Annotated in this window: 15 protein-coding genes; 4 read left to right on the plus strand and 11 right to left on the minus strand. The window is 46.3% G+C overall.

Annotated features, from left to right (window positions below; all coding sequences use genetic code 11):
• Positions 1–50 precede the first annotated feature (50 nt).
• From ribBA to QMA41_RS14045, 10 genes are all read right to left on the minus strand, one after another.
• On the minus strand, positions 51–1,160 hold the full coding sequence (ribBA, locus tag QMA41_RS14000) for a bifunctional 3,4-dihydroxy-2-butanone-4-phosphate synthase/GTP cyclohydrolase II (RefSeq protein ID WP_006957920.1): 1,110 nt from the start codon (positions 1,158–1,160) through the stop codon (positions 51–53).
• Between the two features lie 80 nt (positions 1,161–1,240).
• Positions 1,241–1,891: a riboflavin synthase gene (locus tag QMA41_RS14005; protein WP_006957921.1), complete on the minus strand. Its 651-nt coding sequence runs from the start codon at positions 1,889–1,891 to the stop codon at positions 1,241–1,243.
• A gap of 2 nt (positions 1,892–1,893) precedes the next feature.
• The gene (ribD, locus tag QMA41_RS14010; protein WP_281629983.1) at positions 1,894–3,000 is read right to left on the minus strand and encodes a bifunctional diaminohydroxyphosphoribosylaminopyrimidine deaminase/5-amino-6-(5-phosphoribosylamino)uracil reductase RibD; all 1,107 of its coding nucleotides are present in this window, start codon (positions 2,998–3,000) and stop codon (positions 1,894–1,896) included.
• Between the two features lie 7 nt (positions 3,001–3,007).
• Entirely contained in the window at positions 3,008–3,457 is a 450-nt protein-coding gene (gene nrdR, locus QMA41_RS14015; protein ID WP_006957923.1) for a transcriptional regulator NrdR, read from the minus strand.
• Positions 3,458–3,687: 230 nt separating this feature from the next.
• On the minus strand, positions 3,688–4,938 hold the full coding sequence (locus QMA41_RS14020; protein ID WP_281629984.1) for a glutamate-5-semialdehyde dehydrogenase: 1,251 nt from the start codon (positions 4,936–4,938) through the stop codon (positions 3,688–3,690).
• 14 nt (positions 4,939–4,952) lie between these two features.
• The gene (gene proB / locus QMA41_RS14025; RefSeq protein WP_006957925.1) at positions 4,953–6,086 is read right to left on the minus strand and encodes a glutamate 5-kinase; all 1,134 of its coding nucleotides are present in this window, start codon (positions 6,084–6,086) and stop codon (positions 4,953–4,955) included.
• A gap of 177 nt (positions 6,087–6,263) precedes the next feature.
• Positions 6,264–6,653 (minus strand): sigma factor-binding protein Crl, encoded by a 390-nt coding sequence (crl, locus tag QMA41_RS14030; protein ID WP_021456408.1) that lies wholly within the window; start codon positions 6,651–6,653, stop codon positions 6,264–6,266.
• A gap of 121 nt (positions 6,654–6,774) precedes the next feature.
• Positions 6,775–8,022: an esterase FrsA gene (gene frsA / locus QMA41_RS14035; RefSeq protein ID WP_006957927.1), complete on the minus strand. Its 1,248-nt coding sequence runs from the start codon at positions 8,020–8,022 to the stop codon at positions 6,775–6,777.
• Positions 8,023–8,240: 218 nt separating this feature from the next.
• Positions 8,241–8,705 carry an oxytetracycline resistance phosphoribosyltransferase domain-containing protein Tet(34) gene (gene tet(34) / locus QMA41_RS14040; protein WP_006957928.1) on the minus strand — a complete coding sequence of 155 codons (465 nt, stop codon included), beginning with the start codon at positions 8,703–8,705 and terminating at the stop codon, positions 8,241–8,243.
• An 80-nt stretch (positions 8,706–8,785) separates the two neighbouring features.
• Positions 8,786–10,075, minus strand: a complete 1,290-nt coding sequence (locus QMA41_RS14045; protein ID WP_006957929.1) for an NCS2 family permease — start codon at positions 10,073–10,075, stop codon at positions 8,786–8,788.
• 1,016 nt (positions 10,076–11,091) lie between these two features.
• Between QMA41_RS14045 and QMA41_RS14050 the strand changes: the two genes are divergently transcribed.
• The 4 genes from QMA41_RS14050 to QMA41_RS14065 all read left to right on the plus strand — a co-directional run bounded on the left by QMA41_RS14050 (position 11,092) and on the right by QMA41_RS14065 (position 15,232).
• Complete coding sequence (locus tag QMA41_RS14050; RefSeq protein WP_281629985.1) at positions 11,092–12,564, plus strand: aminoacyl-histidine dipeptidase; 1,473 nt, start codon at positions 11,092–11,094, stop codon at positions 12,562–12,564.
• A 271-nt stretch (positions 12,565–12,835) separates the two neighbouring features.
• On the plus strand, positions 12,836–13,279 hold the full coding sequence (locus QMA41_RS14055) for an ATP-dependent zinc protease (protein ID WP_281629986.1): 444 nt from the start codon (positions 12,836–12,838) through the stop codon (positions 13,277–13,279).
• Positions 13,276–14,181 carry a 30S ribosomal protein S6--L-glutamate ligase gene (gene rimK / locus QMA41_RS14060; protein ID WP_006957932.1) on the plus strand — a complete coding sequence of 302 codons (906 nt, stop codon included), beginning with the start codon at positions 13,276–13,278 and terminating at the stop codon, positions 14,179–14,181. The genes QMA41_RS14055 and rimK overlap by 4 nt, the downstream gene beginning before the upstream one ends.
• The gene (locus QMA41_RS14065; RefSeq protein WP_281629987.1) at positions 14,141–15,232 is read left to right on the plus strand and encodes a succinylglutamate desuccinylase/aspartoacylase family protein; all 1,092 of its coding nucleotides are present in this window, start codon (positions 14,141–14,143) and stop codon (positions 15,230–15,232) included. Before rimK ends, QMA41_RS14065 begins: the two co-directional genes overlap by 41 nt.
• Positions 15,233–15,300: 68 nt before the next feature.
• On the opposite strand, the gene QMA41_RS14070 is transcribed toward QMA41_RS14065, so the two are convergent.
• Positions 15,301–16,665: a sodium-dependent transporter gene (locus QMA41_RS14070; RefSeq protein ID WP_281629988.1), complete on the minus strand. Its 1,365-nt coding sequence runs from the start codon at positions 16,663–16,665 to the stop codon at positions 15,301–15,303.
• Positions 16,666–16,744 lie beyond the last annotated feature (79 nt).

Genomic DNA, 16,744 nt, shown 5'->3' on the forward strand with positions numbered 1-16,744 from the left:
TGGTTCATCACCCTTTGCCTTCTTATACAATCTAGTCGTTTTCTATCTGCTTATTCGCAAACGTATTCAACCACATTAAGACCGAACCCACCCAAGGCGTGGTATTTCTTATTGGTTGAAGAAAGTAGACGCATGTCATGCACACCCAAATCCGCCAAAATCTGCGAACCGACACCAACACGTCGTGATGTTCCTTGCTTCTTCGCCAAGGTTGGCGCTTCGCCTTTGTCTTGGGCTTCAAACATTTTCACGCGGTGGATAAGCAAGTCAGTTGACTCTTCATTACCAAGAATCACCAAGACGCCACCTTCTTCACCAATGCGCTTCATTGCTTTATCTAGCGTCCAGCTTCTTTCAGCATTGCGATCACTACGCAGTAGGTCTGTAAACGTATCCTGAAGGTGAACTCGAACCAATGGCGCGTTCTCTTGCACGTTGCCTTTACATAGCGCGTAGTGAACCTGATTGTCGATAGTATCGCGGAAGGTCACCAGTTCAAACTCACCGTATTCTGTCGGCAATTTGCACTCTGCAACACGCTCGATAGTCGTTTCTGTGTTGTTGCGGTATTCGATCAAATCAGCAATCGTACCTAACTTGATACCATGTTTCTCAGCGAAGATTTCTAGATCTGGGCGACGAGCCATTGTGCCGTCGTCATTGAGGATTTCAACAATCACACCGGAAGGTTCAAAGCCAGCCAAACGCGCCAAGTCACAACCAGCTTCAGTATGGCCAGCACGAGTCAGGACACCACCATCTTGTGCTGCTAGTGGGAAGATATGTCCTGGTTGAACCAAGTCCGCCGCTTTGGCATCTTTTGCAACCGCAGCTTGCACGGTGCGTGCACGGTCTGCTGCCGAGATGCCCGTTGTCACGCCTTCCGCCGCTTCAATAGAAACCGTGAAGTTAGTCGTGTACTGCGCGTTGTTGTCTTGAACCATTGGTGGTAAACCTAAACGCTCACAACGTTCTTTGGTCATCGTCAGGCAGATCAGGCCACGGCCGTGAGTTGCCATGAAGTTGATCGCTTCTGGAGTGACATGTTCGGCCGCCATGATCAGATCGCCTTCATTTTCACGATCTTCATCATCCATCAGGATGACCATTTTACCTAAGCGAATGTCTTCGATGATTTCTTGAGGCGTACTAATTGGCATTTCTCTGTTCCTGTTATCTGGGCACTTGGCGACTTTATTCTGTGTCAACGCCCAGCATTCTAGGCTGGGCGTCCGTTAATTTATGCAAAACCGTTTTGCTGGAGAAACTCCATGGTCAAACGCGATTCTGGCTGCTCTTTTTGGCTGGTCAGTAAACGTTCCATGTAGCGCGCTAACACGTCCACTTCCAAATTCACTTTTCGTCCAACATGGAAATCTGCGATGGTCGTTTCTTCGCCAGTGTGTGGCACTATCGTAAGTTTGAAGGCATTTTTGCGCAGAGCATTCACCGTCAGGCTGATGCCATCCACAGTGACGGAGCCTTTCTCAGCCACATATTTAGATAGCTCTTCAGGCATGGAAACCCAGAACTCAATCGCTCTTCCCACTTGGTTACGTTCAGTAATTTCACCAACACCATCCACGTGACCAGAAACAATATGACCACCAAAGCGCGTGGTTGGCAGCATGGCTTTTTCGAGGTTGACCTTGCCACCCACTTGGTAATCCGTAAACCCAGTTTTGTTCAAAGTTTCTAACGACAAATCGGCGCTATAGCTGGTTGAATTGAAATCCACAACCGTCAAACACACGCCATTCGTTGCTATGCTATCGCCGAGTTTGACGTCTGACATATCCAGCTTACCCACTTCAACGGTGACACTAATGTCTTCACCTTTCGGAGTAATTGCTGTTAGCGTCCCAACAGCTTCAATAATTCCTGTAAACATATTTACGCTTCTTTGTACTTAAGTCGGGCTACAAGGCGAATGTCTTGGCCAACTTGTCTGATATCTTGAATATCGAGTTCAATGACCTCTGCCATCGACTCCAGGCCAAGCGCACCGAATAAGCCCCGGCCGTCACTGCCCATAATTTTAGGCGCTAGATACAATACTAACTCATCCACCAAGCCTTCTTTAATCAGACTGCTTGCCAGAGTGGCACCCGCTTCAACCCAGAGATGATTAATATTGTGATGGGAGACCAAATTTGCAAATGTTGATTTCAAATCGATTTGCTCTGAGCCATTAAGTAAGGGATCTACATCGCCTTGTGCAGAGATAACAATACGCTCACCATCAGTCGAATAGAATTTGAGTTCAGAAGATAGCTGCTGCTGACGATCCAACACCACTCTGACAGGTTGGCGCACATCACTTTCAGGCAGCTTAGCCTGCACAGATTCAGGTAGCTCAGACCAACGGACATTCAGTGATGCGTTGTCCTCAATTACCGTTTTGCTTGTCGATAAGATAGCGCCAGCTTGAGCACGATAGTTCTGCACATCTTGCCTCGCTTGAGGAGACGTAATCCACTGGCTTTGACCATTACTCAGCGCGGTTTGGCCATCGAGACTTGCGGCCATTTTCAGCTGCACAAACGGCATTCCGGTTTTCATACGTTTGATGAAAGCAGAATTCAGAGCCATCGCATCGCTTTCTAGCAATCCAACCTGAACTTCAATACCCGCATCTCGCAACATTTTAATGCCACGCCCCGCCACTTGTGGGTTTGGGTCTTCCATAGCACAAATCACTTTTGCAACCTTGGCTTTAATCAAACCTTCAGCGCATGGAGGGGTACGGCCATAATGAGAACAAGGCTCGAGGGTAACATAAGCGGTCGCCCCCACAGACTTGTCGCCTGCCATTCTTAATGCATGTACTTCAGCATGAGGTTCGCCAGCACGATAGTGAAAGCCTTCACCCACGATGTCGTCATCAAGGGTAATAACACAACCAACATTCGGATTTGGTGCCGTGGTGTAGATGCCGCCTTTAGCTAATTCAATCGCACGCGACATCATTTGATAATCTTGAGGGGTGAATTCAGACATGTTTACGTTAATCTTCTAATCGGGCAATTTCTTCGCCAAACTCACGAATATCTTCAAAGCTACGGTAAACGGACGCAAAGCGAATGTAAGCGACTTTATCCAGCTCTTTAAGCTGATCCATAACCAAATTACCGATCATTTCACTAGGTACTTCACGCTCTCCGGTTGCCCGTAGCTGAGATTTGATCATGCTGATCGCCAGCTCAACAGAGTCCGCACTCACTGGGCGTTTTTCCAACGCTCGCTGCAAACCACCGACCATTTTATCTTCATTGAATGGTTCGCGATTTCCATTTGATTTAATCACGCGAGGCATCACAAGTTCAGCAGTTTCGAATGTGGTAAAGCGTTCGCTACAAGCTAGACACTGCCTGCGACGGCGAACCTGATGACCGTCGGCCACCAGACGAGAATCGATCACTTTCGTATCATTCTCAGAGCAAAAAGGACAATGCATATCACCTCCATAATATACTCAAACAACCTCTGCGCTTAGCGCACATTGATAGAATCAATAAAGGGACTTTGTTCAATGCAAACCCCAACGAGAATCCCTTTTAGGATAAGTTGTTAACGCGCAAACGAAGTCACTTGAGTATATCGCAGCTAGTGTAGCGGATTTGGTAAAGTGAAGAAAAGCAAAAGGGGCGAAATCGCCCCTTTTTCATATCGGAATACTGAGTTTTGTTAACTACGCGGTAGGTAGTTAGCCTTTCCTACCCATTTATAGCTGGTAAGCTCTTCTAACCCCATTGGCCCACGAGCATGCAGCTTCTGTGTCGACACCGCAACCTCAGCCCCTAAGCCAAACTGCGCGCCATCAGTAAATCGAGTAGAAGCGTTAACATACACAGCAGCAGAACCCACTGAGTTGATGAACAACTCCGAGTTTTCCAAGCTGTTCGTCATAATTGCATCAGAGTGGCTGGCATTATGGACTCGCATATGATCGATAGCTTGTTTGACATCCTTAACCACTTTGACACCAAGAGTGAAGCTGAGCCATTCCGTATCAAAGTCCCCTTCGCCACTATCACGTATCTGTTTAGCAGTCGCCATCAAAGCCTTTGCTTGAGGCTCAGCAACAAATGTGACTTTATCTTCCATGCGAGCTTTCAACATTGGCAGAAACTCGGCTGCGATAGCTTCGTGAACCAATAAAGTATCCAGTGCATTACAAGCCGAAGGACGCTGCACTTTCGCATTCTCGACGACTTCTAGAGATTTCTGGAGATCAGCACTCTCATCAACAAATACATGACTGATACCAAAGCCGCCAATAATGACAGGGATCGTGCTGTTTTCTTTACACATTTTGTGAAGACCAGCGCCACCACGTGGAATGATCATGTCAACGTAATCATCGAGCTTAAGCAGCTGAGAAACCAACTCTCGATCCGGCTTCTCAATATACTGAACCGATGCCGCAGGCAGCTCGGCTTTAGCAAGCGCCGACTGAATAACCTTGACCAGCTCCATATTGGAGAAAAACGTCTCTTTACCACCACGAAGGATGCTTGCGTTACCCGTTTTTAAACACAGGGCAGCAATATCAATAGTCACGTTCGGGCGCGCTTCGTAGATGACGCCAACAACCCCTAATGGCACTCTACGGCGAGATAAAGACATGCCGTTTTCTAGGACTTTGCTATCAATTTCGCTACCGACGGGATCATTAAGGCTAATCACGTTACGTACATCATTAGCGATCCCCGCTAAACGATCTTCGTTAAGCAGCAGGCGATCAAGTAAAGCCTCTGTCAGGCCAGCTTCACGACCCAGTTCAATATCTTTCGCATTTGCCGCCAAAATCGTGTCTGCGTTGGCTTCAAGTTCATCTGCAATGATCGCTAGTGCTTGGTTTTTTTGCGCCGTTGATTCTGTTGCCAGTTGGAAAGCTGCGTCTTTGGCAGCTTGACCCATAGAAATCAGTTCCACTATCTTTCCCTCAATTATTCCTGAATTACAACCATATCGTCACGGTGCAGCACTTCGCTGCCATAGTCGTAACCCAAAATTCCTAAAATATCTTTACTGTGCTTGCCAATTATCTTGGTCATGTCTTGGCTGGAGTAGCTGGAAATCCCGCGCGCAACCAAAGCACCGCTCTGATCAGTCACACGCACTACCTCACCGCGGGCAAATTCGCCACTCACGTGAGTCACTCCCTTAGCCAGCAGACTACTGCCTTTTTCGATGACTGCTTTCACCGCTCCGTCATCAATGACAATATCACCTGACGCGGCTGGCCCAGCCAGAATCCAGCGTTTGCGACTTTCGAGTGCTTCTTCAATTGGCAGAAAGCGGGTACCTTGCGGTTCTTCACCCAATGAGTCGAATACCACACTAGGTGCGCTACCAGCTGCGATGATCACTTCAATTCCAGCTCGTCGAGCAATATCCGCCGCCTGAAGTTTGGTTGCCATCCCGCCAGTACCTAGCGTTGTGCCACTGCCTCCGGCGATTTTGCGCAGAGTGTCATCAATGGTTTTCACTTCTTTGATCAATTCAGCATTTGGGTCTTTGCGCGGATCAGCGGTAAATAGCCCTTTCTGATCTGTCAGTAGGAGCAATTTGTCTGCCCCACAAAGAATACCGACTAAAGCTGACAAGTTATCGTTATCACCCACTTTGATTTCACTGGTCGCTACCGCGTCATTTTCATTCACGATAGGAATGATGTCATTGTCGACTAAAGCATTGATGGTATCGCGGGCATTCAGAAAGCGTTCTCGGTCTTCCATGTCTGCACGAGTCAGAAGCATCTGACCAATTTTAATTCCGTAGATGCCGAACAAGGCTTCCCAGGTTTGAATCAATTGGCTCTGTCCCACCGCGGCCAATAGTTGCTTATTGGCCATCGAATTGGGCAGTGCGGGGTAACCTAGGTGCTCTCGGCCAGCCGCAATGGCGCCAGACGATACCATGACCACAGAGTGGCCCAGTTTCTTCAGCTCAGCACACTGGCGGGCCAACTCAACCATATGAGCGCGATCTAACGCCAATGTCCCACCAGTTAATACACTGGTACCCAGTTTCACAACCACAGTTTGGCGCTGTGTTGTGTTTCCGCATTCTTGATTCATTGTCTCTCTGCTATGAAATTAAAAATAATCACCCATTGCTCTGGTTTGCATAGCAACACGCAGTATCAGCAAAATGGTTATCAGACCTGATGTTTTAACAATCAAAGCATAAATTCACAAGTAGAAAAGGCGCCGTGAGGCGCCTTTTTGATAGATAAAATAGATAGAGGAATAAATTTAGACGAACTCAACAGATTCTTTGTGTAAATCTAACGTCATATCAAATTGAGTCTGTAGGGTTTCAACCAGCTTTTGATGGAAAGCTTCTTGGGTGCGGTTAACTTCTTCAATGGCTTTTTTTGGTAACTTCTCGTCCACCCAGTCCCCTTTAACATCATAGAGGCCAGTGCGATAACGAGCAGCGAATGTCTGCCCTTCTTGTTCCAGCTCTAACCACCATCCCCAGAACTCTCTTTCTTCCGGCGATTTTTTGTCATTCACACAGACAGAAAGACAATCAAACAAGTAACGGCCTTCTTCACTTTGTGACTCTCTCAGATATGGGCCAATGGCCTTTAACGTAGACATCAAGCGGTAATGAGTTGGACTTTTTGGCTGTTCAGACATAATGAATCTCCATATTCAATATCTGTAATGATTATTCGTTGTAATTATGACGAGCAAATAAACAGGACTGCTTAGTTTGGGTATTGCCCTTATATGAGTCTTGCCTAATTTATTAGATTTGTCATCTAATTAGCTCGTCCTCCAACCACTTAATCGCCAAATCGAGGGATTGCTCATATCCTTGTGTAATTGTTTTTGCACTGATTTTCTTCGCTTTTCCGTAATCACTAAACAAGGCAACCAGCTGGTTATCACTGTAGGGTGAAACCGGATCGCTTTCGAGGCTCATTGCCAGAATAGGCACCTTAGTTTTACGGTTAGATAAAATGCCCTGCACCTTAAGCGACCAAGCCATCAACTGACCCGCCAAACTGTTGACGTCTACCGCGTTCTTCCCTAAGCGCGATGCTAAAACATCAAGGTACATTTTCGGCATTTTCTTCAACTTTTCCGGTGAAGAAAGTACATCGTGAATCGGAGCTCCTAAGCTGACACACGCTTTAATCTTATCTGGCTCCATAAAAGACAGTCTGACTAGAGCATTGCCGCCAAACCGAAACCCAATCAACCCTACCCTATGATGATCAACCCAAGGAATATTAAACAGTTCGTTCAATACCGCTTGGTGGATGCAAGAGGTATCTTCTGTTAGCGTCCAATGACTGCTATGCCCAACTGAAGGCATATCGACAGTCAACATTGCGATGTCTTTTTTCGCTAAATGGTCACGGAACAACTTCCACATGTCGGTTTGTAAGCTATCCAGCCCCGCACTGACCATCACCACAGGTTGCGGCTTATCGGTTTTGGTCAAATGAAGATGGGCGATTATGCGTTTATTCTGGTAGGGAATTTCTATCTGCTTAACGATATATTTTGTTTTCTTGGAGGCTTCCGTATACGCATTACTGGCAAGAACCTGAGCCTGAGTTGCCAGATTATCATTCTTAAGATGCGGGTAACCGGCAATACTAAAACATAAAGAAGCATTGAACAGTTCATCGGCGGCTTCTTCACCCTTTAATTCATTAGAACGTTTGTGATGCAGCATACCCAGCTTGGTCCACTCGTAAGTCCAGTTCCCACTGTGGTAGCCCATTACGGTATCTAGCCACTCGTCGTGAGTACGTGAATGTTTTGAGGACGCAATCTTTGCCAATACCGCTTCGACTTCAATAGGATCCAAACCTTGCCATGCCCACTGCATTCGACGCAGGTTTCGATACCATTTAAAGCCATCTTGTTCACGCTTTTCATCCAACATCGATTGGCTGCTGGGCATGTATTGCGTCAGTGCGGAGGTTTCTTTGGCTTGTTTATGATTGGTGAACAGGGTTTCGGAGAGGTTTTTGCTCACTTCTTCAGACATAAGGAGGCCTAGTTAGAATAATTTTCTACATTGTATACCTGTCACGATGTAAAAGGCAGGCCAGAGTCAAGGTTCACTGCATTAGTTCACGAAAAGTTATATTAGGAAAAATAGAGAAAGGAGAGGCAACATTGGGAAAAGCGAGAGAGGCAAATGGCAACCCAATAAAAATGACCCATTAAGGGCCATTTCTCTTTTACTGAACAATCCAGTAAGGATTATTTTTGCTTGCGATTGATCGGCTCAGCGTACTGAATCGACATATCCCAAGGCTGCTCGATCCAAGTTTCCTGCGCGATATCAACCACGTAGTCATCAAGAAGAGCTGCACCAGATGGTTTAGCACATACCGCAATCAGTTTTGCTTTCGGGTAAAGCTCACGCAGCTTACGAGCGGTATCACCGCTGTCCACTAAATCTTCAACGATTAGGTAACCTTCACCGTCACCTTCTGGTGCTTTCAATACACTCATATCACGTTGATGATCGTGGTCGTAGCTAGAGATACAAATGGTATCAACGTAACGAATACCCAGTTCACGAGCCAGAATTGCACCTGGAACAAGACCACCACGACTTACCGCCCAGATACCTTTCCACTGCTCTGCTGGCATTTGTTGCTCAGCAAGCTCACGACAATAACTGTGCATTTGATCCCAAGTAATAATGAATTTCTTACTCATTGTTCTAAACCTAATAATAAAAAGTTGAGGGCCTGTCCATTCAACTCAACGTAGAACGCACAGCCCCTTGATGAAGCTCTTTAAGCAACAATGTATTTGAAGATAAAGATTGCCGACATCACCCACACACTAAGGGAAACGTCACGACCTTTACCACTGAATAATTTGATTGCCGCGTAAGCGATGAAGCCAAGAGAAATACCTTCCGCAATAGAGAAAGTCAGAGGCATCAGCAAACACGTCACAACAACTGGTGCCGCTTCTGTCAGGTCTCGCCAATCAATGCTCACCAAACCAGAAAGCATTAGAATCGCCACATAAAATAGCGCACCAGCCGTCGCATACGCAGGGATCATACCAGCCAATGGCGAGAAGAATAGAGCAAGTAGGAACAAAATACCAACTACAACAGCGGTTAGACCTGTGCGACCACCAGCGGCAACACCGGATACACTCTCAATGTAAGAAGTCGTGTTTGACGTGCCCAACAGAGCACCTACCGAAGTAGCAGTTGAGTCAGCAAGAAGTGCTTTATTCAGACGAGGAATTTTACCATCTTTATCCATCAGACCCGCTTTTTGAGACACACCAACTAGCGTGCCAGCAGTATCAAATAAGTCGACGAAAAGGAAAGCAAAAACCACTGAAATCATACCGATCTCAAATACTGCAGAAAAATCCAACTGCATGAAGGTCGGTGCAATGCTTGGTGGCGTTGACATGATGCCACCCCATTGCACATCACCAAACGCTAAACCTAAGCCAGTGACCGCCAAAATAGCGATCATCACCGCGCCTTTTACGCCACGGTGAACCAGTGCAATAGTCAGGAAGAAGCCAATTGAAGCTAGTACTGCAGGTAACGAAGTAATCGAGCCAAGAGAAACAAGTGTCGCCGGGTTATCAACCACGATACCTGCATTCTTTAACGCGATAAATGCCAAGAACAAGCCAATACCCGCCGAAATACCCGTGCGCAAAGAAAGTGGGATGGAGTTTATGATCCACTCTCGGATCTTAAACACACTCAATAGAATGAATAGCACACCGGATACAAATACTGCTGCTAATGCAACTTGCCATGTATATCCCATACCAAGAACAACGGCGTAGGTGAAAAAGGCGTTCAGCCCCATTCCCGGAGCCTGAGCGATTGGGTAGTTAGCGACAAAGCCCATGATGAAACAGCCGATAGCCGCCGCCAGACAGGTCGCGACGAAGACAGCGCCACGATCCATACCAGCATCAGCTAAAATAGCCGGGTTTACAAAGATAATGTAAGCCATGGTAAGGAAGGTTGTCATACCGGCTATGATCTCAGTTTTTACATTCGTTCCGTGTTCACTGAGCTTGAATATTTTTTCGAACATAATCGAATTCCAAAGGGTAAAAGTAAACGGTTGCGTAATCGATTGGCGAGATTATAAAGTCTACAAATGGCAAATTCCAGATAGAATTAGGACTCTAATCAATATTTCTATCTGTAAAACTTAGTCTCAAACGCCCCACCTAAGTGAACATTAGTAAAAAATCCTATTAGTTCAATACATAACAGTGATGTACCTACGAGCCTTTGAAAGGTGATTTTTTCAACCATGTCGTAAACTTACATTGAAGAAAAAGCCCTAAAACGAGATTGGATATGTGTTTATGCGAATAAAATGAAGCAAAGCTGATGAGAATAGAGAAATCATGCCATTGCGACAGACATTTTCAGCAGATAAAAAAACGCCACTCAAATTGAGTGGCGGTTGAATCATGTCAGCAAATTAGGAGCTGTAATAAAATTCCAATTATAGGGGTGAACAAACTTGTTCGAGAGTCACAAGCTCGGAATTAGTAACCGAAGCTCGTTGGATATGCAAAATTGCCAGTGTAAACAGAATTGTTTATCCAGAATGTTGCACTTGGTAAACCTTTCATAACTATCACCTTCTAAATCAATGAAAACAGATAACAAATATTGATTTCTCGGTTCCTTGGAGGCGACAAATCGGACTCATCCTTTGAGCATTTTCTCTTCGCTTTCGAAGTTGGTTACTAATATACCCCAAAGAAAATTAATTACAACAACAAAAGTGACAAAAGTCACATAAATTTCAAAAAATGACTCAGATCAAATGGTTTTGGTAATTAAATTACAGAAATATTAATTTAGATATTACTTTTATTACACTCAATAAGAATACAGTCTCACATGGAAAAATCATTGAATCTAGGTTCTGTGATGACAGCGAAACATTTCGTTTCTGCTTTTACTACTACCTAACCTTAGGTAGTGCTATTCTGTGCCTCTCTACCCAATAGGCCAGATTTGGTTTTTTGTTCGTTTAATTAACGCAATTACCTAACAAGATCTGGCATTATTATGATTAAGGAGTCATCCGTGTCTGAATTCCATTCTGAAATCAGCAACTTATCACCTGCACCATTATGGCAGTTTTTCGATAAGATCTGCTCTATCCCTCACCCTTCTAAACATGAAGAAGCGCTCGCTCAATACATTGTGGGCTGGGCGACTGAGCAAGGCCTAGATGTCCGTCGCGATCCGACGGGCAATGTTTTCATTAAAAAGCCAGCAACACTTGGCATGGAAAACAAGAAGGGCGTAGTTCTTCAAGCACACATCGATATGGTGCCGCAAAAGAATGAAGACACGGATCATGACTTCACTAAAGATCCTATCCAACCTTATATAGACGGTGAATGGGTAACCGCAAAAGGGACCACTCTAGGTGCAGACAACGGTATGGGTATGGCGTCTTGCCTAGCAGTACTGGCATCTACCGATATTAAACACGGCCCGATTGAAGTACTTCTGACTATTGATGAAGAAGCAGGTATGACAGGTGCCTTTGGCCTGGAAGCAGGCTGGTTAGAAGGTGAGATTCTGCTGAACACCGACTCTGAGCAAGAAGGCGAAGTCTACATGGGCTGTGCGGGCGGCATTGATGGCGAAATGACGTTTGACATCAAGCGCGAAGCGATCCCTGCGGGCTACGTAACTCGTCAGTTGGTATTGAAAGGTCTGAAAGGCGGTCACTCTGGTTGTGATATCCATACTGGTCGAGGTAATGCGAACAAACTTGTCGCTCGTTTCCTAGCCGGTCACGCACAAGAGCTGGATCTACGTATGGTTGAATTCCGTGGCGGTAGCCTACGTAATGCGATTCCGCGTGAAGCGTTCGTGACTGTCGCTATCCCTGCAGAAAATGAAGCTAAGCTGGCTGAACTATTCAACTTCTACACTGACTTGCTGAAGCAGGAGCTAGGAAAAGTAGAAACAGACATCGTTTCATTCAACGAAGCCATCGAAACCAACGAGCAAGTACTGGCCATTGCTGATCAGCAACGTTTTATCGCTGCACTGAATGCTTATCCTAACGGCGTGATCCGCATGAGTGACGAGATCGAAGGCGTTGTAGAAACATCTCTGAACGTGGGTGTTGTGACCACAGAGAGCGATAAGATCAACGTACTTTGCTTAGTTCGTTCACTGATTGATTCAGGTCGTCATCAAGTCGAAAGCATGCTGACATCCGTAGCGGAGCTAGCAGGAGCTAAGATTGTTTTCTCTGGCGCATACCCAGGCTGGAAACCAGATGCAGACTCTGAAATCATGGCTATCTTCCGTGATATGTACGAAGGCATTTACGGCCACAAGCCAAACATCATGGTCATTCATGCTGGTCTAGAGTGTGGCCTATTTAAAGAACCGTATCCAAATATGGACATGGTTTCTTTTGGTCCAACGATCAAATTCCCACATTCGCCAGACGAGAAAGTGAAAATCGATACGGTTGCTCTATTCTGGGAGCAAATGGTCGCGCTATTGGAAGCGATTCCAGAGAAAGCCTAACCCGCTCGTCCTATAGAAAAACTAGTCAAAAGCCAGCGGGAAACCGCTGGCTTTTTTGTTATCGACTTTGATAATCAATTTTTGTCGTCACGGTGAAATTAATTCGTTAGTCACCCTCACCTCTCGCTGATACAGTCGCCGCCGTTGAAGCGCCATAGGCAATCCATCTTGCCCACTTCAACCCCTATAACAGATACACGCTATCCGTTATATCGGGGGATGCTCGGTTCTCAGAGCATCTTGATTACTTTCTCAATGTAAATGAAATGCAATGAACGAAAAACTGCTAGTGGGCTGGCGAGAAACCCTGAGCCTTCCTGAGTTAGGTATAGAAAAGATCAAGGCAAAAATTGATACCGGAGCCAGAACTTCGTGTCTCCACACATTCAAAGTCGAGAGTTTCCATAAGGATGCTGAGCTATGGGTAAGATTCTGGATTCATCCTTTGCAGCGTGATAACTCACAAGAGGTAGTGTGCGAAGCCAAAGTCATCGACCAACGTGTTGTACGCGATTCTGGAGGCCATGAGGAAATACGTTATGTAATTGAATCGACAATCCAACTCGGTCAGCAAAGTTGGAAAGCGGAGTTGACGTTAACCAATCGTGAAAACATGACATTTCGCATGTTGTTAGGCCGTACTGCAATGCACCATCGCATGCTTGTCGACCCTGTTAAATCGTTTTTAGTCCCCTTCGAGGAAAACCAACAATGAAAATCGGTATTCTGTCTCGCAACGCCAATCTGTACTCAACCAAGCGTTTGATCGAAGCGTGTCAGAAACGTGGTCACGACGTAAAAGTGATCGACGCGCTACGCTGCTACATGAACATTAACTCGGATAAACCTGAGATTCACTTTAAAGGCGAAGAGTTATCGGGGTTCGATGCCATTATTCCACGTATTGGTGCATCCGTGACTTTTTACGGCACAGCTGTACTGCGCCAATTTGAAATGATGGGGGTTTACCCAGTCAACGAGTCAGTGGCTATTACGCGCTCGCGGGACAAACTGCGCTCTATGCAATTACTGTCACGCAAAGGCATAGGCATGCCGGTTACCGGATTTGCTAGCAAACCCGATGATGTCAAAGATTTACTAGACATGGTCGGCGGAGCTCCAGTCGTGATCAAATTGCTTGAAGGCACTCAAGGCATTGGCGTGGTATTAGCGGAAACACGTAAAGCAGCAGAAAGTGTTGTCGAGGCTTTCATGGGGCTCAAGGCCAATATCATGGTTCAGGAATACATTAAGGAAGCTGGTGGTGCTGACATTCGGTGCTTTGTGATTGGCGATAAGGTGATCGCGGCGATGAAGCGTCAGGGCGCAGAAGGTGAGTTCCGTTCTAATCTGCACCGCGGTGGCAGCGCATCACTCATCAAAATAACGCCAGAAGAGCGTCGTACTGCGATTGCTGCGGCAAAAGTCATGGGGCTCAACGTTGCTGGAGTGGATCTACTAAGATCGGAACGGGGCCCTTTGGTGATGGAAGTCAATTCTTCACCAGGTTTAGAAGGTATTGAGGCAGCAACAGGCAAAGACATTGCAGGCATGATCGTCGAGTTTATCGAGAAAAATGCCTCAACCAAAAGGACTAGAACTCGTGGCAAAGGCTAAGATCAATCGCATGTTTGACATTCTCGGCGAGCAAATCTCGCCGGGACAAAGAAAGGTGGTAGAGCTAGAGTCAGCAAAACTCTATACCCACTCTCCTTTGTCGATCCCAATCGAAGTCATCAATGGGAAATTTGCAGGGCCAACTCTGATGGTTAATGCCGCCATCCATGGTGATGAACTCAATGGCGTTGAGATCGTTCGTCAGCTAATCAACACCATTGATGCACAAAAACTGAAAGGCATTGTCATCGCAGTGCCTATCGTTAACGTGTTTGGCTTTATTCATAAATCACGTTATTTGCCCGATAGGCGTGACCTGAACCGCTGTTTTCCCGGCAGTGAGAAAGGTTCGCTGGCTTCTCGAATGGCGAGCGCTTTCTTCAATCAGGTGGCAAAACGTTGTGACTATATTCTCGACTTACATACTGGTGCGATTCATCGTACTAACTTACCGCAGATTCGGGCAGACCTAAGCAATCCTGAAACGCTGCGAATTGCACAGGCCTTTGCCACACCGGTCATTGTTGATGCTCCTTTAAGAGATGGCTCACTGCGCAGTGAGGCCGAGCGTCTGGGGATCCCAGTGCTGACTTACGAAGCAGGAGAAGCACTGCGATTTGAGCCTATTTGCATCAATGCCGGTTTTATTGGCGTGAAACGTGTAATGCAAGCCATTGGCATGTTACGACCAAGCCGTAAAAAGCTTCCAGAGCCTGTGATCGCCAAGTCCACCAGTTGGATACGAGCGGAAAGCGATGGGATTCTGCGTACCGTAGTGACACTAGGTGAAAAGGTAACGAAAGGCCAAACGTTAGCCTTCATAAGCGCCCCACTGGGACACAGTGAAATTGAGCTTAAAGCCCATAAGGGCGGTATTGTGATTGGCCAACAAACTCTTCCCTTAGTCAATGAAGGGGATGCCGTGTTTCATTTGGCTTATTTTGTCGAAGATGACCAACAAGTGGAACAGGTTGTAGAAGAGTTTATTGAAGAGGTGATCGACTCCGATCTGGAACCGCTAACAACAGGTCAAATTCAATCTTCAATCTAAGCAAGAAAACCGCTTACACCTTTTATGATGTAAGCGGTTTTCTCTTTAAATATCGCCTGTTAAGTTGCTTAACCGAAAGACGCCCAAATCACCGTGGCAACCAATACAGGGCAGACAAATTTCACGTAAGCAGGCCAGAGCTTTCCAAACCAGCCTTGCGTAAATTCTGGGTAGCCATGCTCAAGTTCTTTGATTTTCGAGTGACGATTCCACACCCAACCACCAAACAAACAGAAGAGTAACGCTGCAGCAGGTTGAAGGTACTGGGTTGCGACGGTTGCAACCAAGCCAAATAAAGCACCAAAATTAAACACGATCACGATACTCAACAGCGCAATTAAACCACCAAGCACCCAGCTTGTGGTACTGCGTTTAGTGTTAAAGCGCTCCCCCACCAGCGCGACCGGACACTCCAGCATAGAGATGGAAGAAGTCAGTGCCGCAATCGTCAGCAGTAGGAAGAACACAATCGCAAATAGCTGGCCTAATAAACCAAGGCTATCAAACATCAAAGGCAATACGGTGAAAACCAAGGTATCTGAGCTGAGCAGAGAGCCATCCTCAGCATAGATCTGCACGCCTTTCTGCATCGCTACAAACATCGCTGGCATAACTACCAAACCTGCGATAAACGCAACCGCGGTATCGACCAGAGTGACGTTCATCGCCATTTTCGGTAAGTTCTCTTTCTTGCTGAGGTAAGAACCGTAGATCAGCATAGAACAGCCACCAATGGTTAGAGAGAAGAAACCCTGTCCCATAGCAGCGAGAATCAATTTGCGATCCATCACCTTGTCAAAATCAGGGACAAGATAATGCTTAAGTCCTTCCATTGCACCGGATTGAGTCATGATATAGATGAACAACAAACCAAACAGAACGAACAAAGCAGGCATCAGGCGCGTTGACCATTTTTCGATGCCTTGTTTCACCCCGCCCTGCACGATGAGAATCGTCAGCACGTAGAAAACAACAGTACCAAACAGGTTACGCTCAACACTGAACCCCTTAAACCAGGCACTTGCGGCTTGCATACCTATCACATCAGCCACAGCACCAAGCAAAAAGCAGATCAGCCAGCCGCCTACAATGCTGTAAAACGCCAACACAGCGCTGGGCACACTTAAACCTATCCATCCTACAAGCCCACCGACTTTTTTTGCCAGAGGATTAGCGGTGAGAGAGCGTATGCTATCCACGGGGTTAGCCTGACCATGACGACCTATCGCCATTTCGACCACCAGCATTGGAAACGCCACCACCAAAATCATCACCAGATAAACCAGCAAAAATGCCCCGCCACCATTACTGGCAGCTTGAGTTGGGAAGCCCCAAATGTTACCTAAACCAACCGCAGCTCCAGCTGCCGCCAGAATAAAGCCTAAACGAGAGCCAAAGTGCTCACGTGTTTGAAAATTGTCTGCTTGCGCCATACCGCTTAACTCGCACCCGTAAACTAGTTGACTAGTACAATATTACAAAGCTCTTATTCACTCCAGCTATGAGGTTATT

The organism is Vibrio sp. St2, assembly GCF_947311885.1.
In the GTDB taxonomy this organism is placed as follows: Bacteria; Pseudomonadota; Gammaproteobacteria; order Enterobacterales; family Vibrionaceae; genus Vibrio; species Vibrio coralliilyticus.